Below are 19140 nucleotides of genomic sequence, written 5' to 3' on the forward strand. Positions count from 1 at the left end.
ATCCCGCCGCTGTGTCCGTCTATGGCATATGCCCTCAGGATTTCTTCATCTAGTGGGAGTAAATGCCGCCATCTGTATAGTTTATTACGGTGTGGATAAACAAACGCGCTTCGCTTGAACGAGTTTATCCACACCGCCCTTTTACAGACAGCGGCATTAACTCCCACACGATTCGAAATATTCGGACATATGCCATAGACGGACACAGCGGCGTAGTTTTATGCTGAATGAAAACAGTGATGGGACTGTTTTGTGCCGGTATGGAGTGCGGTGGGCTAGGGCAGGCTGTTGCAGAAATAAAAGCTTCATGAATAATTCTGCGGGCATGTACAATACTAGAGTGTGGAGGGAGTTGTTATGTCAGAGAAGATTTATTTGAAGATTGACCAGCAGAGATATGTTAAGAAACCGAAGGTTGATATAGGGGATGTGATGACTGTTTATTGCAGTGATAAGGATATGATTGAAAAAATCGGACATATAACGCTTGTGGAGTTTACGCTGGGCAAGTATGACAGGAAGGTGCTTGATGCACTTGATGTTGTGGGCATTATTCAGAAGGAGTATCCGGATGCAGATATTGAATGTCTTGGGGAATGTGATTTTGTTGTTGAGTACAAGAAACCGGAGAAGGAAGGCACAGTGCATTGGATTAAGGTAGCTGTTATATGTTTTATAACAATGGTTGGAAGCGGATATGGAATTATTGCGTACAACAATGACGTAAGTACGACGGATATATTTGACCGGGTGTACGAGCTTCTTGGAGCATCTGCATATAAGGCAACAAATGCAATGGAGATTGCCTATGCTGTGGGATTGTTTATTGGAATTGTTATATTTTATGATCATTTTGCAGGACAAAAGCTGTCAAAAGCACCAACACCGCTTGAGGTTGAAATGGATAAATATGACAAAGATATATCAGAATCTGTTATTGACAGGGAAGGTGGAAAATGATAGCGGTTATTATTTTTATAGGGGCTATGTCGGGAGTGTTTACTGCTGCAGGACTTTTTGCACTTATAACCAGCGTTGGTGTTATTAACAGATATGCTGATGTCAGCGGGACGAGCAGACATGTGTCTCTGTATGAGGAATGTATAATAATCGGTGCGACGGCAGCTAATGCTGTATATGTTCTTGGAATCACGGTTAGAATAGGAATGACGGGCTGTATTATATTCGGGTTGATATCCGGGATATTTATAGGCACATTTTTAATAAGCCTTGCAGAGACAGTTAAAGCATTGCCAATATTTGTTCACAGGGCAAAGGCAGGCACCGGTCTTGGTTTTATTGTGGCGGCGACAGCGGCAGGAAAAGCACTAGGACAGCTTGTATATTACTTATATATGTATTGATTTTGCATTGCAAAAAGGGAGGATTTATGCACGATATTAATTCTGAAAGCGGTACCAAAGCTGATATTGAAAAAAGAAATGAAAGCTATAATGCTTATGTAAAAAATGTTACGCCTAAAGGAAGCTGTGTGGCAAAATGCTTTAAGGCATTCATTGTTGGTGGCTGTATATGTGTTGCAGGACAGATTATTTTAAATGTATGCAAGTGGATGAAAGTGCCTGACACGGATGCAGCATCTTACACAACACTGATACTGGTATTTTTAAGTGTAATTCTTACCGGACTTAATATTTATCCGTCTATAACCACATTTGGCGGAGCAGGAAGTCTTGTTCCGATTACAGGATTTGCAAACAGCGTTGCTGCACCTGCGATTGAGTATAAGAAGGAGGGACGGGTGTTCGGTATTGGCTGCAAGATATTCACGATTGCCGGTCCTGTTATTCTATATGGAATATTTTTTAGCTGGTGTGCAGGACTTATATATCTGGCTTTAAAGCTTATACATGTACTGTGATTCTTGATTAAGAAACATCTGTATGGTAGAATCATAGGAACTGTTTTAAAGAAATGCGCAGGATACGAGGATAATATGGGAACTTTTTTAGAAGATTATTATAATAAATTTAATGAAGAAAAAAGACTGACTTCAAGACACGGACAGATTGAATTCCGTACATCGATTCATTATATACATGAGTGTATTGAAGAATTAAAGAGAGAAGGCAGAGAGAATATAAAGATTATGGATATAGGTGCCGGGACAGGCAGATACAGCGTTGCACTGGCTGAGGAAGGCTTTGATGTAACTGCAGTTGAACTGGTAAAGCACAATCTTGGAATATTGAAATCTAAGAATTCATCAGTTAAGGCTTATCAGGGCAATGCACTTAAGTTAAAGCGTTTCGAGGATGAAACGTTTGACATAACCCTGCTGTTCGGGCCGATGTATCATCTGTTCGGACAGGAGGATAAGGTTAAGGCATTAAAGGAGGCGGCCCGTATTACAAGGAAAGGTGGCTTTATTCTTGTCGCTTATGTTATGAACGAGTATGGTGTAATTACATATGCATTTAAGGAAAGACATATTAAGGAGTGTATGGAACAGGGCAGGCTGACAGAGGATTTCCACACGATATCTTCAGAGCAGGATCTGTATGATTATGTGCGACTTGAAGATATTACAAGAGTTAATGAAGCAGCAGGATGTGAACGTGTGAAGATTGTGACACCGGATGGACCGGCTAATTACATAAGACAGTTTGTGAATCAGCTTGACGAGGAGGAATACGAGATGTTTTACAGGTATCATCTTGCAACCTGTGAAAGAGCTGATCTGCTTGGTGCTGCTGCACATACGCTTGACATAATACGAAAATAATACATAATTAATACATTTTTGGACAGACTACTTATAAAGACTAATGGCACATGAGTATGTGCGGAAACGAGGATTATGACTGGAAAACAGAGTCTGTTATTTGACAAAGATGTATATGTGAGATGCACAGCGACAGTGGTTGGAAAGAAAGAGGCTGATGGTCCGCTTGGTGAAATGTTTGATGTGGCAGTAGAAGATGATATGTTTGGAAAGAAAAGCTGGGAGGAGGCTGAGAGCCACATTCAGGAGATGGCGGTTGACAAGCTGCTTATTAAAAGCGGCATGGCTGCGTCAGACATAGATTATATCTATGCCGGAGACCTTCTTGGACAGCTTATAGCAACATCTTTCGGTCTTATGAGATATGAAATACCGATGTTTGGTTTGTACGGAGCATGTTCAACGATGGGCGAGGCATTATCACTTGGTGCAATGTGTGTTAATGCCGGATATGCGCAAAATGTAATTGCCATCGCGTCAAGCCATTTTGCAAGTGCTGAAAAGCAGTTCCGTTATCCGCTCGAGTATGGAAATCAGAGACCAGTTGCATCTACATGGACAGTTACAGGAGCAGGGGCGTATATCGTCGGCGATAAGCCTCTGGATAAGAAAAAATGTGTTCTCATAAAGGGTATTACAACGGGAAAGATTGTTGATTACGGCGTTAAGGATTCAATGAATATGGGAGCATGTATGGCTCCAGCAGCAGCAGAGCTTATAGAAGCTAATTTCAAAGATCTTGATGTTGATAAGGACTATTACGATGCAATATTTACAGGCGACTTAGGAGAGATTGGCAACAGGATATTGTCTGAGCTTCTAAAAGAAAAAGGTATTGATATTGCTGATAAGCTGTATGATTGTGGAATGCTTATATACGAAGGGGAAACTAAGTGTTCAGGCGGAAGCGGCTGTGGCTGCAGTGCAGTTGTTCTTGGAAGCTGTATTATGGACAGGCTTATAAGAGGAGAATATAAAAGAGTTCTTTTTGTTCCTACAGGAGCTTTGTTATCTACCGTAAGTTACAATGAAGGAAAAAGTGTGCCGGGCATAGCCCATGGTGTAATTCTTGAAGGAAAGGAGAGTTAAAGCCATGTATTTTGTTAAAGCATTTGTATGTGGGGGGTTAATATGTGTTCTTACGCAGATTCTTATGGAAAAGACAAAGCTTATGCCGGGAAGGATAATGGTCATTCTTGTAACAACAGGAGTTGTACTTGGAGCAGTTGGAATATATGAGCCTTTTGTTAAATTTGCAGGAGCGGGAGCAACAGTTCCGCTTACAGGATTTGGCAATGTCTTATGGAAGGGCATGAAGAAAGCAATAGATGAGCAGGGATTTTTAGGATTGTTTACAGGAGGATTTACTTCATGTGCAGTCGGAGTATCAGCAGCACTTATATTTGGATTTATTGCATCACTTATATTTGAACCTAGGATGAAGAAAGAATAAAATAAAAGGATAGTGGTTCGCTTAAATTGAACCACTATCCTTTTTTAATGATTAAGGCCGTTTGTCAGATGAATTAGTTTTACCAGATGTCTCTGTTGAGGCAGCAGTTGTTTCTTTAGAATTGTTTTTGTTGCTGCCTGTTCCGGGTGTAACCTTGGAAGGCTTGGTTGTTGCACTGTGAATAGTGCATAACTTAGATAACTCAGTATCTGTAATTGAGATATCAGCATCCCATGTCTTGAATTCAGAACCGTCTTTATCCTCGCCAAGCTTATCAGCAGAAGATTTCTTTCTCATAATCTTAGTTGTAACACTTGGACAACCGGAAGTAGCAATATCTCCGGATTCATTACATATTGAAACATTAACATGTGTTGTACAGTATTCAGTAGGAACTGTGTCTTCAGTGAAATATTCTGTTATAACACAGTTTCCTTCAGGGTCCTGGTCACATAAGCCCTCAACAGGAAGAAGCCCTGACTTAGAGCATACAGCCGCCTCTACAATACCAGATGGCTGTTCATAACTTCCAGTTGGAAGATTAAGATTTTCATGAATTGTCTGCATAATTGTACGCCATATAACATTGTGGTTGACAACATTTCCAAGCTCTTTGGAGTTATCATCATAGCCTGCCCATATTACGGCTGTGTAATATGGAGTGAAGCCACAGAACCATCTGTCGCTGTCGAACTGTGTTGTACCTGTCTTACCTGCTACAGGCTGGCTTGAAAAGTTGGCTGTACGTGCAGTACCGTCAGTAGCAACAGAGCGTAATCCCTGAATAAGAAGCCAGTCAGAATTCTCATTAAGTACCTTATGCGTTTCAGGTACAGAATTATCGATAATAATGTTGCCTTCTGAATCAAGCACTTTTGTGTAGTAAATAGGCTTTGTGTAAGTTCCTTTATTAGCAATGGCTGCATAAGCGGAACACATGTCAATATTGGAAACACCTCGTGTCATACCGCCAAGTGCAAGTGATTGTACAACATCGTGTGCACCGTTGATTGCATTTTTAGGAGAAACCAGCGTTGAAATACCGAATTTCTCAAGGTAATTATAACCAACCTGGGGCGTAAGCTTTGAAAGAATCTTAACAGCAGGTACATTCTGTGAAACAGTAAGAGCTTCTCTTAATGTCATCAGACCTCTGTATTCACCTTTTGTAAAGTTAGTAACAAGCTTTGCATCAGTTCCTGAATAATAATAAGGAGCATCATCAATGGCAGATGCCAGAGAATATGTCCCTGTATCAAGGGCGGGACCGTATACAGCAAGTGGCTTAATACTTGAACCCGGCTGTCTTGCAATGTCATTAGAAGCACGGTTTAAGCTTCGGTTAAGAGTTTTATCACCGCGTCCGCCAACCATAACTTTAACATGTCCGTTGGTCTGATCCATTACAGTAAATGATATCTGGGGCTGTATTGTAAATGTAAGTGTCTCAGCATATATTTCACCACCCTCTTTAAGGAGCTCCTGTTTATATGCTTCAACATAACTTCTAGCAGCATCTTCATCGGTCATCGTAAGACTGAAACTGGTATCTCCAAGAGTCTTTGTGTACCAGTTAGCCATTGAATTGTGTGAATAATATGAAAATGATCCATCAGTCTGCTTTATTGTTAAAGCATAATTGATAGAAAAATGTGTATTATCATTGTAGTTGCCAAGATCATTGATAACATCGTCAGCAACTTGCTGCATCATTGTGTCCTGAGTTGAATAAACCTGAAGTCCGCCACGATATATAAGGCTTGTAGCCTGTGCTTCTGTATATCCCTTCTGTGACATAAGGTCAGAAGTAAGCTGATTGATAAGTTCATCAACAAAATATGAATAAGTTGTAGTTGATGTTCCGGCAAGTTCAATCCCTTCAAGTCTTGCATAGACATCATCGGAAACCGCTTCATCATATTCTTCCTGGGATATATATTCCTGCTCTTTCATATTGAGAAGGACCTGACTCTGCCGGTCTTTGTTTCTGTCGGCATGCCTTATTGGATTAAGACCTGTAGGACTTTTAGTGATGGATGCAATTACAGCACATTCACTGATAGAAAGCTCTGATACATCCTTGTTAAAATATCCTCTGGCAGCAGCCTGTACACCATAATATCCGTTACCAAGGTTAATGGTATTAAGATAATTCTCAAGAATGGAATCTTTAGACATTACTGTCTCAAGCTTTATAGCCAGATATTGTTCCTGAACCTTTCGCTTAATCTTTTCAATTGTAGATTCGTTAAAAGCATTAAAAACATTATTCTTTAGAAGCTGCTGTGTTATTGTACTTGCACCCTGTGACATCTCACCTGATGAAAGTGTAATTGAAGCAGCTCGTAAGATACCTCTCATATCGATACCATTATGCTCATAGAAACGCTCATCTTCTATAGCTATAAATGCATGCTGCAAATCTTTAGGAATCTGGTCAATTGTTACATATGTCCTGTTAGCTCCGGCAGAAGAAAGTGTCTGTATTTCATTCTCATCTGAATCATATATCTTAGTTGCAAAGCCTTCAGGCGAAACATTGACAGATGCAATGTCAGGGGCATTCTCTATAATTCCCTGAAAGGAACCTAATACAAGGCATGAGCCGGAAACAACAACAGCTATAGCAGCAACTAAAGCCAGTTTTATGAAAAATATACCTAATTTGGTGCCCAGCTTGGTAGTAGCTGAATTAAGCAGTCTTTTCTTTTGTTTTATGCCTTTACCACCATAATTCATATATTGTCCTCCTTAATAAAGTCATGATATTATAACATAAAAAGGTATGACAGGCAATCAATAAGGCTGTATAATAACTAAATATACATATATATAAGAAGGAATCAGATAATGAAGAAGATAATTTCAGGTGGAACAGGTGAATTTACAGATAAGAAATCAAGATTTATAGCTAACATTTATCATATTGAAGATGAAGATATGGCAGTGAAAATAATAGAACAGCTTAGAAAGAAATATTGGGATGCACGACATAACTGTTATGCATATGTTTTAGGAGGCAAGAGCGAGATACAGAGATTTTCAGATGATGGTGAGCCGTCAGGCACAGCAGGTAAGCCGATACTGGAAGTAATTACGGGAAATGAATGCGGAAACTGTCTGTGTGTTGTGACAAGATATTTTGGAGGTGTTCTGCTTGGAACAGGCGGGCTTATAAGAGCGTATACTAATGCTGCCAAGGAAGCACTGTCCGTCTGCAGACTTGGTGAGCTTACAGAGGGTGTGCATGCATTCCTTGATGTTGATTATAATTATGTGGGAAAAGTGCAGTACATATGTGCACAGAATGATATAACAATAGTTAATACAGAATATGCCGATGGCGTTACATTTGAACTGATGATGGAGAATGCAGCAAGAAATGTTCTGGAAAAGAATATGACAGAGATGTCATCGGGAAAGATATGCTTAAGGGATACATGCAGCATGCAGATGTACAGAGATGATACAGGAAAATTGTGCAGATGATACCTGAAATATGAATAAATTATTAACAGTGGTAAAAAATCACAATACAATGGTCGGATTCTGCTTTAAAGAGTATATAATGTGTAAATGTGATGTAAAATAATCTAAAAAAAGCAAGGCACATAGTGCATTTTTTACATAAAAACACAAAGATTATATGAAAAAAAACTATTCTCACGAAATGATTTTTGATAAAAATTTCAAAAAAATGAAAAAATTATGAATGCAGGAAATGGCATAAATACTGGGATTTCACAGAAAAAGCAAAAAAAATACAATAATTGTTAAAATTAGCCTTGTTAAAATAGTACAAAAATGCTAATATATCAATGTCTAAAAACGAAACGGGGAGAGAATCCCCGCGAACCAAATTAAGGAGGGTTTTAAGGTTTATGAAAAAGACATTAAAGAAGTTTGCTGCAGTAGGTTTATCACTTACTTCAGTTATGGGCCTCGTAGCTTGTGGCTCTAACAGCGGCAATCAGGACGCAACAAAAGCAACAGTTGATTGGGCTAACGTACAGAAGCCAGAGCAGTTCACAGTTATGGTTGATGGTACAGTAGTTAAGGAAACTAACGGCGCTCAGGAATTCTACAAGTATCTTGGTGACCTTACAGGTCTTGATATTAAGTGGATTCGTCCAGAACATTCTAGCTACTATGATTCAGTTAAGAATGCATTCGCTTCAGGCGATATCCCTGATGTAGTTCTTCTTAGCTCAGATTACCTTGCTAACTTCGCAGCTAACGGATATCTCTGGGATATGACAGATGCTTGGAATCAGTCAGCAACTAAGAACTCAGGAAGACTTATCGATCAGGCTGAAATCATCGAATCAGGAAACATGGTTGCTGGTCCAGACGGAGAGAAGGCTCTTTACGGATTCTCACCAGCCCGTGGTAATGGATGCTGTACATACATCAAGTCTTCAGCTTTAACAGCAGCTGGATACAACCCAGAGGAAGTTGCATCTAAGACACTTACATATGATGAGTATTACAAGATGCTTAAGGATATGAAGGCTGCTTCAGCTAACCAGAACTTCGTTATCTCTTGTTCAGGTTTCATAGCTGGTGGTAACTCTGGTACTCCAGAAGCTCCATATACTAACTATCTTCCAGAATTCTATCAGAATGCTAACTTCACATTCTACTATGATGAAGCAGCTAAGGAATACAAGGATGGATTTGCTCAGCAGGATATGAAGGATGCACTTACAAGACTTAAGACAGCCGTTGATGATGGTATTCTTGATAAGGCTTCTCAGAACCAGACAACATCAGATGCTCGTAATAAGTGGAATGCAAAGGATGCTTCAACAGCTTCTTCAGTATTCACATACTGGGCAGGTACATGGGCTTATACACTTCAGAACTCTATGGCTGATAAGACAGATAAGATTATCGCTATTAAGCCTATTAAGGAGCTTGGTTCATATAAGGAGCGTCTTGCTACTGCTTGGTGTATTACATACAAGGCATATGAGAATGGTAAGGCTGAAGGAATCTTCAAGTACTTCATCGATACTATGCTTGATGGTGGAGATATCCAGATTGCATGGCAGTATGGTGCTAAGGGAACTCACTGGGATGATAAGGCTGAGACAGTTACAGTTTACAACTCAAAGGGTGAGGTTGATGAGAAGAAGACTAAGACATATGAAGAAGGTGTATTCCACTTCCTTCCAACTCCAGAGGATAATACAAAGCTTATGTCTAAGAACCACATTGATAAGAGCTTAGCTATTGCTACATTTGGTGATAACACAGATCCAGGTAACAAGAGCGTTGACCCACTTATCACAGAGAACTATGCAATGTTCAATGCTAACAGCAAGCTTGAGACTCCACTTTGGAACACAGAAGTACTTAGCAACAATATCTCTGATATCAATACTAAGAGACTTGAAGTTGTTTCACAGGTAGTTCTTGGCGAGAAGACATATGATGAAGCTATGGCTGATTACAAGAAGCAGGTTGGTGCTAAGTGTGATGCAGTAGTTGAGTCATTAAACGAAACACTTAAGAAGTAATTTAAACAATAATTATTAGATGTTTATACATCTTATGTTAGTATGGCGGCGCAGAGAAATCCGCGCCGTTTATACTGACAAAAAAGGATTTGCTTATGAAATTTATTTAATAGGCATACGATAATAATTAGGAAAGAAGGTAAAAAAATGCAGTGTCCATCTTGTAACACAGAGCTTCCTAAGAAAGCTAAAATATGCCCTAAGTGCGGAACAGCAGTAGGAAAGCCAAAAGGAAATATTAAATTGATGGCCATCATCGGACTTATTATCATGCTCATTGCCAGTCTTTTACCTCTTGTTCAGTCAGGAGAGAAGATTAAAGAAGGCGTTTATCCTACAGCATATGCTTTCAGTTACATGAATATCAGTATGCCAGTGTTATGGTATTTATTCATCGCATGTATCGTTGTTGGTATCATTCTTATTGTAGCCAGAAAAGAATTCTTTTCTATCATTACTACAGTAATAGCAGCTGTTCTTACAGTTGTTTCTGTATTTGCAGTTCAGTTTACACTTGTTAATGGTAAGGTAGCAGGTGGTGGACTTAAGTACGTTAATGTTAACCTTCCAGATATTCTTAGCAATGGATATAATGGCAATTCATATCATATTGGTTGTGGATTTGTTGTACTTGCGATTGGTATTGTTATAGCAGTTGCAGGTTGCTTTATAGATATTGTTAAGCCTTTCAAGAAAGATCTTCATGTTGATGCTAAGTATCTTTCTAACTCATTAAACCAGAGCCTCACAAATAAGATGTATTATTACAGAGGTTTCTACCTTATGTTCGTGCCAGTTTTCGTTATGATTATGTTATTCAATTACTGGCCAATGCTTGGTGTTCGTTATTCGTTCACAAAATATGTTATCGCTAATCCATACTACATTGGTCTGTATCATTTCCAGACTATGTTTACTAACGATATCTATTTCTGGCAGGCATTCAGAAACACATTAATTTTGTCATTAATTAAGTTGTTCTTAAATACAGGTGCAGCAGTTATTATCTCACTTCTTCTGAATGAGATTACTAACATGATTTTCAAGAAGACAGTACAGACAATTATCTATCTTCCTCACTTCATGTCATGGGTAGTTGTTGCTTCAGTATTTAAGATGTTACTGGCTCCATATGATAGTGCTCCAGTCAACTCAATTCTTATAAATATGGGTGTTATTGATACAGCTGTTGATTTCATGAACAGTACAGCTTACTGGCGTGGAACATTCTATATCATGAATGTTTGGAAGGATACAGGTTGGGGAACAATCCTCTTCTTGGCTACATTGTCAGGTATCAGCCCAGACCTTTATGAAGCAGCCCAGATTGATGGTGCTAACAGATTCAAGAGACTGATATACATTACATTACCAGCTCTTGCTAATACAATTATTACAGTATTCATTCTTAACCTTGCTAAGGTTATGAACCTTTTCGAATCTGTATTCGTATTACAGTCACCTATTACATATGCTAAATCACAGGTTTTACAGACATATGTATATACTAAGACATTCAGTGGTGGTAACTCAGATTATGGTTATACAACTGCTGTAGGTTTATTTAAGTCTTTCGTTGGTATGATCTTAGTTCTCGGTTGTAACTGGGCAAGTAAGAAAGTACGTGGACGAGGAATTGTATAGGAGGGAATAGATAATGAGTGATAATCAGACACTAGTTTATAAAAAGAAAAAGAAAAAATTCAAAGTATTCCCAATTGTTAATGCAATTTTATTCATTATCATTGCATGTGCAATTATGATTCCTATTTACAAAGTAATTATTACTTCAATAGATGCATATTCATCATATGATTTTAAGTGGCTTCCTCAGAAGTTCTCTTGGGGTGGTTACCGTGCTATTATAACAAGATCAAACCTTTATCATCCATTCTTAATCTCAGTTATAACAACTATTATAGGTACATTCGTTGGACTTTTAGTTGTTACACTTGGTGGTTATGTATTAATCCAGTGGGAGATGCCAGGAAGAAACTTCTTCGCTTACATGCTTCTCTTCACAATGATTTTCGATGGTGGTATGATTCCTAAGTTCCTTGTTATCAAGCAGTTAGGATTAATCAATACTTTGTGGGCGGTTATTCTGCCAATGGCTATTAATGTATATAACTTAGTACTTATGAGAAACTTCTTCGAAGGTATTCCAGAATCACTTTTCGAAGCAGCTCAGATTGATGGATGCTCACCAATGGGTATCTTCTTCAAGATTGTACTTCCTCTTTCAAAGGCAGCTCTTGCATCAATTGGTTTGATGTTCGCAGTAAGCTTCTGGAATGATTATACAAACTTCAAGTTATATATTAATAAGAATAATCTTTACAACTTCCAGATTCAGTTAAGAAGTATGGTTGTTGATAGTGATATTCCTAATGATGGTGCTGTTAACCCAACAACAATTTCTAATGCAGCAACTATCGTAGCTATCCTTCCTTTCATGATCATCTACCCATTCTGTCAGAAGTACTTCGTACAGGGTGTTAACGTAGGTGCCGTTAAGGAGTAATGTTAATATTTTGAATTTATTTTGGACGAGCCTTAAAAGGCTCGTCCTTTTTTGCGCGAGTAGCGAAAAAACTGTATTTTTATTCGTCATTACCAGTCAAATAGTGGAATAATACTGTTTAACATGTTACAATAAAATAAATATTGGTTAGGAGGAAAAAGGCTTGGATAAAAGTTTTGAAATTAAAGGATACATTAATAATGTATTAAAAGAAACCGGGCTTGAAGGAGCAGATGCATTTGATAAGGCACTTCTTCTTAATGCTTTAGGTAAACTTGAAGCAGCAGAGCATAGTGATGAATATAAGGATGTTATTACAGGTGAATTAGAGAAGCTTGTAGAGAATGATAATATCAGCATAGGCGAGAATGACCTTGTAAATTATATGTATGGTAATGCATGTTACAGTGTTGGAAAGAATGATATTGCTGTTAATATTGCCAAACAGACAGAGACACAGCCACGGACAGAATCAGGTTATTTTACAGGCGCAGAAGGTGGCAGATGCTTATGTACTGCTTTTAAGGCTTTAAGCTTCTATATGAATTATGAGACTAAAGATGGTGGTAAAGAACATTATAATGATATAATTGCACAGTATAATGCAATATATGCAGAATGCTTTGAGAACGCAGGAGAGGCAGCACATGATGGTGATGTTAAGGCTGTAAAAGCACTTGCATTATTTGCAGCAGGAGCAGTTGATACACTTGAAGTTATGGACCAGGCGTTATATGAGATATTTGCAAGAATAAGAGAAATGTATAAAGCAGCAGTTTCGGTTCTTAATGATACAATTGATAATACAGATTCATGGTTTGTAAAGCTTATATATGCATATGCAGTATTGAAAGGATGCCGTATGAAGCTTATACAGACAGAAAAATATGCATCCAAGGCTGAGGAAATCTTTGAAAAAGCTACTGACAAGCATGTTGCGGATAAGAGCGGTGTGGCTGTATCAGCGGCATACATAACAGCTTACAGTGAATATATAAGAAACAGGGATTATCAGGATTACGGACGCAGCAATGGAGGTGTATTATGGAGTTAAAGTTAGTTATTAAGACAGGAAGAAGTGCTGTAGTAGAATTTGATGACGGTGGAAAGTATTATTCTAAGGAAGAATACACACTCCTGATTAATGGAGAAGAATATGGCAAGACAGAAAAGGTTGTTACAACAATATATGGTCTTAAGCCAGATACAGAATATAAGATTACAGCGGTGTATGCAGGAAAAGAATACGGACCTGTTGAATTTAAGACGGATTATGAATATGTAACACTTAATGTCAGAGAATTTGGTGCGTATGGTGATGGAGAGCATGATGATACTAATGCAATCCAGTGTGCGATTATGGCAGCTCCTAAGGATTCCAGAGTATTAGTTCCAGAGGGTGTTTATAAGATATCAAGCATATTCTTAAAAGATAATCTTAATCTTGAGCTTGCTAAAGGAGCAGTACTTTCAGCATTTACAGAAAGAAATAAGTTCCCTATATTACCGGGACAGATTGAGACATACGATGAGAAAGATTATTACAACCTTGGTACATGGGAAGGCAATCCTCTGGATATGTTTTCAGCAATTGTATGTGGTATCAACTGTTCAAATGTTACAATTACAGGTGAAGGAACTATTGATGGATGCACAACTCACGATAACTGGTGGAAGAATTGTAAGATAAGAAATACTGCGTGGAGACCAAGATTATTCTTTATCAATAACTGTAGTAATGTTACTATGCATGGAATTACAGTTCAGAATTCACCATCATGGACAATCCACCCATATTTTAGTAAACATCTTAAGTTTATTGATGTTAAGATTCTTAATCCTGCTAATTCACACAACACAGATGGTCTTGACCCGGAAAGCTGTCAGGATGTTCTTGTGCTTGGAACATACATTTCAGTTGGTGATGACTGTATAGCTATCAAGTCAGGCAAGATATATATGGCTCAGAAGGAAAAGACTCCTACAGAGGATATGACAGTACGCCAGTGCTGTATGAGAGACGGACATGGTGCAGTAACAGTAGGAAGCGAGATAGCTGCGGGAGTTAAAGATGTTCATATCAGAGACTGTATGTTCATGAATACAGACAGAGGTTTAAGAGTTAAGACAAGAAGAGGCCGTGGTAAATTATCTGTACTTGATGATATTTCATTTGAGAATATTGATATGGATAACGTTATGACACCATTTGTTGTTAACAGCTTCTATTTCTGTGATCCAGATGGAAAGACAGAATATGTTGGTTCTAGAAAGCCACTTCCTATTGATGACAGAACACCTTCAATCAAGAGCCTTACATTTAAGGATATCAATGCGAAAAACTGCCATGTTGCAGGTGCATATATATTCGGTCTGCCAGAGAGTAAAGTTGAGAAGCTTACATTTGAGAATATTAACTTCAGCTATGCTAAAGATGCGAAGCCGGGGGTAGCAGCAATGATGCTTGGCTGTGATGAAGCAAGCAGACAGGGACTTATTGTAAGTAATGTAGAAAAACTTATATTAAAGAATGTCAATATTGAGGGCTGCGATGGAGAAGCAATTGTGGCAGATAATGTTGATAAGATTGAAAGAGATTAGTATAAATATACAGAAAAATGAGGAACAATCATGAATTTACATGCACCAAAGGGAATTGATGTTGAGAATTGGTTCATTGAGTGCTATAGGAAGCATAAGGGGCATCCGTTAAAGATACTTATAGGGCTTTATAAGGGAAATTATAATAAGTTCTTTCTTGCAGTATTATTTTTCTTTATAAAGCATGCCCCTGTGTGGGTGCTGCCAATTGTTACGGCTAATATTATTAATGATATTACAAGTGGTTCGCCGGATACTGTACAGAATATTATTATTCAGGCGATAATTATGGTTGGATTAGTTGTTCTTAATGTGCCGATGAATTATCTGTATACAAGATATAAATCATTAGCAACGAGGTATGCAGAAACAGGACTTAGAAAAGCACTTGTAAGGAAACTGCAGCAGCTTTCAATTTCGTATCACAAAGAGACACAGTCGGGAAGACTGCAATCAAAGATAATGCGAGATGTGGAGGCGGTTGAGACACTGTCAACACAGATGTTTTTAAGTATATTAAATATTGCTCTTAATATTGGAGTCGCACTTTTTGTTACAGTATCAAAGAGTCTTATAGTATTCTTATTCTTTCTTCTCACTACACCTCTTGCAGCGGCAACTATGGTATTTTTCAGAAATATTATGAAGAAGAGAAATACTGAGTTCCGTAAGGAGATGGAAGAGACGTCTGCAAGGGTTATGGAGATGGTTGAACTTATTCCGGTTACAAGGGCACATGCACTTGAAGAGGAAGAAGTAACCAAGATGAGCGGACAGCTTTTTGCAGTTGCGGAGAAAGGCTATAAGCTTGATGTTATACAGGCATTATTTGGCTCGGTTGGATGGGCAATATTCCAGGTTTTCCAGGTTGTGTGTCTGGGATTCACAGGATTTCTTGCTTTAAAGGGAAGTGTTGGTCCTGGAGATATTACACTTTACCAGAGTTATTTTGCAACAATAGTAAGTCAGGTATCATCACTTATGTCGCTTATACCGGTTATTGCCAAGGGAGTTGAGTCGGTTAATTCTATTGGAGAAGTACTTCTTGAAGAAGATATTGAATGCAATGATGGGAAAGAAGCACTTAAAAGTGTAGAAGGCGAGTTTGATTTTAAAAATGTCAGGTTTGCCTATAATAATACAGATAAACCAGTACTTCATGAGCTTAATCTTCATGTCGATAAAGGACAGACGATTGCACTTGTGGGAGAATCAGGAGCTGGTAAATCAACAATTCTTAACCTTGTTATAGGCTTTAATTTCGCTACAGACGGAGTTGTTACAATTGATGGACATGATATGAGAGATATTGATCTTAGAACTTATAGAAAGCATCTGGCAGTTGTACCGCAGACATCAATATTATTCTCAGGAACTATAAGAGATAATATAACATATGGAATAGATGATTTCGATGAAGAAGCCCTTAATAAAGTTGTGGACGCAGCTAATTTAAGAGATCTTATAGATTCACTTCCGGATGGATTAGATACAGTTGTGGGAGAGCATGGTGGAAAGCTTTCAGGAGGACAGAGGCAGCGTGTATCGATTGCAAGAGCACTTATGAGAAATCCTGAAGTAATAGTTCTTGATGAGGCAACATCAGCATTAGACAGTATATCTGAGAAGCTTATTCAGGAGGCACTTAATAATCTTACTAAAGACAGGACAACATTTATAGTTGCACATAGATTATCGACTATAAAGGGTGCAGACAGAATAGCGGTAATAGCAGATGGTCACTGCGTTGAATATGGAACATATGATGAGCTTATGGAACTTAAAGGCGAATTCTATCAGATGAAATCAATACAGAGCTAAAAAATAAAAGGAGGCGGGAATATAACCCGTCTCCTTATTTATATGCCTGTCGGTTTTAATTACTTATTCTCAGCAAACCAGATTCTGAGTGTAGAGATAAGCTTTTCCTTAGAATCAACATCTAACTTCTGTACAATCTGCATGATTTCATTGTCAAGAGCTGTATTCTGGTATGACTTGTCAACGCTTCCTGCAAGATAATCAAGAGAAACTCCTGTAAGCTCTGCATAATATGAAAGCATTCTTAATGTCATAAGGTTACGGCCATTCTCAACGTTACTTATGTAACCAGGTGTAACCTCTAATGCCTTAGCAACGTCTTCCTGTGTAAGACCGTGTGCAATTCTTAACTTCTTAACTTTAGCTCCTAAATCGCTATCCATAATTCAAACCTCCTAAAAATAATTACTTTTTGTTTGCTCTGTAACGAGCTGTGTGATCAAGAATCTTCTTACGGATTCTAAGACTCTTTGGTGTTACTTCAAGTAATTCGTCTGTGTCAATATAATCCAGTGCCTGCTCCAAGCTAAGAATTTTAGGTGGAACAAGACGGAGAGCCTCATCAGCACTTGAAGAACGAGTGTTGGTAAGATGCTTTGTCTTGCATACATTAACCTCAATATCCTCAGTACGAGGATTTTCGCCAACGATCATTCCGGCATATACCTTCTCACCAGGTCCGATGAAGAGAGTACCTCTTTCCTGCGCATTGAAAAGACCATAAGTGATAGCATCACCGCTTTCGTAAGCAATAAGAGAACCATTCTTTCTGTAAGAAATGTCTCCTTTGTATTCTTCATATCCTTCAAAAGAAGAATTGATAATACCGTTACCCTTAGTATCAGTAAGGAATTCACCTCTGTATCCGATAAGACCTCTTGAAGGAATAGAGAACTGAAGTCTTGTGTATCCACCGTTAATTGGTGACATACCAAGGAGTTCGCCCTTTCTCTGGCTTAACTTCTGGATAACAGATCCTGTGCAGTCATCTGGAACATCGATATAAGCAAGTTCCATAGGCTCAAGCTTCTTACCTCTCTCATCTGTGTGGTAGAGTACCTCGGCTTTACTTACTGCAAATTCATAACCTTCTCTTCTCATATTCTCAATAAGAACTGAAAGATGAAGCTCACCACGTCCTGAAACCTTAAATGAGTTCTCAACACCAGGTGTTTCCTCAACTCTTAAACTAACATCTGTATTAAGTTCCTTGAAAAGTCTGTCTCTTAAATGTCTTGAAGTAACGAATTTACCTTCTTTACCTGCAAGAGGACTGTCATTAACCATGAAGTCCATAGAAAGAGTAGGTTCTGAAATCTTCTGGAAAGGAATGGCAACAGGGTTGTTAAGTGAACAGATTGTATCACCGATATGAATATCAGCAATACCTGATACAGCAACAATTTCACCGATTCCTGCTTCGTTAACTTCTACCTTATTAAGTCCGTTAAATGTATAAAGCTTAGTAATTCTTACACGCTTCTTAACGCTTGGATCATGGTGGTTAACAATCATAACCTCCTGATTAACCTTAAGGCTTCCATTATCAATCTTACCTACGCCAATTCTACCAACGAATTCGTTGTAGTCAATAGTAGAGATAAGCATCTGTGTATCTGCATCAGGGTCACCCTCTGGTGCAGGAATGTTATTGACGATACAGTCAAAGAGTGGCTGCATGTCTTTCTTTTCATCATTAAGGTCAGCCATAGCATAGCCTGACTTAGCTGAAGCAAAGATGAATGGACAGTCAAGCTGATCTTCATTAGCATCAAGGTCAATGAAAAGCTCTAAGATCTCGTCAATAACTTCCTCAGGTCTTGCTTCTGGACGGTCTATCTTGTTAATACATACTATAACAGAAAGATTCATGTCAAGAGCTTTCTGTAAAACAAACTTTGTCTGAGGCATAACACCTTCGAATGCGTCAACAACAAGAATAACGCCGTTAACCATCTTAAGTACTCGCTCAACCTCGCCACCGAAATCAGCATGGCCAGGAGTATCAATAATGTTAATCTTAGTATCCTTATATGTGATAGCTGTATTCTTAGAAAGAATAGTGATTCCTCTTTCTCTTTCGATATCATTGGAATCCATAACTCGTTCAGCGACTTCCTGATTGGCTCTGAAAGTTCCGCTCTGCTTTAACAGCTCATCAACAAGGGTTGTCTTACCATGATCAACGTGGGCAATAATTGCAATATTACGAATATCTTCACGCTTTGTTTTCATTAATAATGTCCTTCCTGAATTAAACTTAAAATATCTTCTATGATTAGCAACTTTTATATTCTATCACAATATTCTTAAAAAACAATACTAAATATATAAAAATTTTTTCATTTTTTGAACACAGATTATTCAAAAAGTTTTTGTAATATTTGCGAAAACGACAACATATACATATTAGAGAAAACAAAGCACATGCCACAACACATTAATAATAAGGTGGCAAAGAAGGGAGAAATAC

16 protein-coding genes are annotated in these 19140 nt (G+C 38.2%); 13 read left to right on the forward strand and 3 right to left on the reverse strand.

Annotation, left to right across the window (positions count from 1 at the left end; all coding sequences use genetic code 11):
* The first annotated feature begins 357 nt into the window (after positions 1 to 357).
* From GKE48_RS09255 to spoVAE, 6 genes are all read left to right on the forward strand, one after another.
* On the forward strand, positions 358 to 960 hold the full coding sequence (locus GKE48_RS09255; protein ID WP_022098445.1) for a stage V sporulation protein AA: 603 nt from the start codon (positions 358 to 360) through the stop codon (positions 958 to 960).
* Positions 957 to 1364 (forward strand): stage V sporulation protein AB, encoded by a 408-nt coding sequence (locus GKE48_RS09260; RefSeq protein ID WP_022098444.1) that lies wholly within the window; start codon positions 957 to 959, stop codon positions 1362 to 1364. Before GKE48_RS09255 ends, GKE48_RS09260 begins: the two co-directional genes overlap by 4 nt.
* A gap of 26 nt (positions 1365 to 1390) precedes the next feature.
* Positions 1391 to 1882 carry a SpoVA/SpoVAEb family sporulation membrane protein gene (locus GKE48_RS09265; RefSeq protein ID WP_012739830.1) on the forward strand — a complete coding sequence of 164 codons (492 nt, stop codon included), beginning with the start codon at positions 1391 to 1393 and terminating at the stop codon, positions 1880 to 1882.
* A gap of 75 nt (positions 1883 to 1957) precedes the next feature.
* Positions 1958 to 2746 carry a class I SAM-dependent methyltransferase gene (locus GKE48_RS09270; RefSeq protein ID WP_022098443.1) on the forward strand — a complete coding sequence of 263 codons (789 nt, stop codon included), beginning with the start codon at positions 1958 to 1960 and terminating at the stop codon, positions 2744 to 2746.
* A 75-nt stretch (positions 2747 to 2821) separates the two neighbouring features.
* Positions 2822 to 3835 (forward strand): stage V sporulation protein AD, encoded by a 1014-nt coding sequence (locus tag GKE48_RS09275; protein ID WP_022098442.1) that lies wholly within the window; start codon positions 2822 to 2824, stop codon positions 3833 to 3835.
* A gap of 4 nt (positions 3836 to 3839) precedes the next feature.
* Positions 3840 to 4199, forward strand: a complete 360-nt coding sequence (gene spoVAE / locus GKE48_RS09280; RefSeq protein WP_154300918.1) for a stage V sporulation protein AE — start codon at positions 3840 to 3842, stop codon at positions 4197 to 4199.
* 51 nt (positions 4200 to 4250) lie between these two features.
* On the opposite strand, the gene GKE48_RS09285 is transcribed toward spoVAE, so the two are convergent.
* A complete protein-coding gene (locus GKE48_RS09285) occupies positions 4251 to 6938 on the reverse strand; it encodes a transglycosylase domain-containing protein (RefSeq protein ID WP_022098440.1) in 2688 nt (895 codons plus the stop codon).
* 111 nt (positions 6939 to 7049) lie between these two features.
* Here GKE48_RS09285 and GKE48_RS09290 point away from each other — a divergent pair, with 111 nt between their 5' ends.
* The 7 genes from GKE48_RS09290 (at position 7050) to GKE48_RS09320 (ending at position 16667) form a co-directional block, all read left to right on the forward strand.
* On the forward strand, positions 7050 to 7688 hold the full coding sequence (locus GKE48_RS09290) for a YigZ family protein (protein ID WP_055215946.1): 639 nt from the start codon (positions 7050 to 7052) through the stop codon (positions 7686 to 7688).
* Positions 7689 to 8080: 392 nt separating this feature from the next.
* Entirely contained in the window at positions 8081 to 9721 is a 1641-nt protein-coding gene (locus tag GKE48_RS09295) for an ABC transporter substrate-binding protein (protein WP_022098438.1), read from the forward strand.
* A 147-nt stretch (positions 9722 to 9868) separates the two neighbouring features.
* On the forward strand, positions 9869 to 11365 hold the full coding sequence (locus GKE48_RS09300) for an ABC transporter permease subunit (RefSeq protein ID WP_022098437.1): 1497 nt from the start codon (positions 9869 to 9871) through the stop codon (positions 11363 to 11365).
* Positions 11366 to 11378: 13 nt separating this feature from the next.
* Entirely contained in the window at positions 11379 to 12245 is an 867-nt protein-coding gene (locus GKE48_RS09305) for a carbohydrate ABC transporter permease (protein WP_022098436.1), read from the forward strand.
* Positions 12246 to 12408: 163 nt separating this feature from the next.
* Positions 12409 to 13299 carry a hypothetical protein gene (locus GKE48_RS09310; RefSeq protein ID WP_154300919.1) on the forward strand — a complete coding sequence of 297 codons (891 nt, stop codon included), beginning with the start codon at positions 12409 to 12411 and terminating at the stop codon, positions 13297 to 13299.
* Complete coding sequence (locus GKE48_RS09315) at positions 13290 to 14846, forward strand: glycoside hydrolase family 28 protein (protein ID WP_154300920.1); 1557 nt, start codon at positions 13290 to 13292, stop codon at positions 14844 to 14846. Before GKE48_RS09310 ends, GKE48_RS09315 begins: the two co-directional genes overlap by 10 nt.
* Before the next feature lie 30 nt (positions 14847 to 14876).
* A complete protein-coding gene (locus GKE48_RS09320; RefSeq protein ID WP_154300921.1) occupies positions 14877 to 16667 on the forward strand; it encodes an ABC transporter ATP-binding protein in 1791 nt (596 codons plus the stop codon).
* 59 nt (positions 16668 to 16726) lie between these two features.
* On the opposite strand, the gene GKE48_RS09325 is transcribed toward GKE48_RS09320, so the two are convergent.
* Positions 16727 to 17050 carry a helix-turn-helix domain-containing protein gene (locus GKE48_RS09325; protein ID WP_012739818.1) on the reverse strand — a complete coding sequence of 108 codons (324 nt, stop codon included), beginning with the start codon at positions 17048 to 17050 and terminating at the stop codon, positions 16727 to 16729.
* A 22-nt stretch (positions 17051 to 17072) separates the two neighbouring features.
* Positions 17073 to 18902, reverse strand: a complete 1830-nt coding sequence (gene typA, locus GKE48_RS09330) for a translational GTPase TypA (RefSeq protein WP_055287768.1) — start codon at positions 18900 to 18902, stop codon at positions 17073 to 17075.
* Positions 18903 to 19140: the final 238 nt, after the last annotated feature.

This window comes from Lachnospira eligens, from assembly GCF_009680455.1.
Taxonomy (GTDB): Bacteria; Bacillota; Clostridia; order Lachnospirales; family Lachnospiraceae; genus Lachnospira; species Lachnospira eligens_A.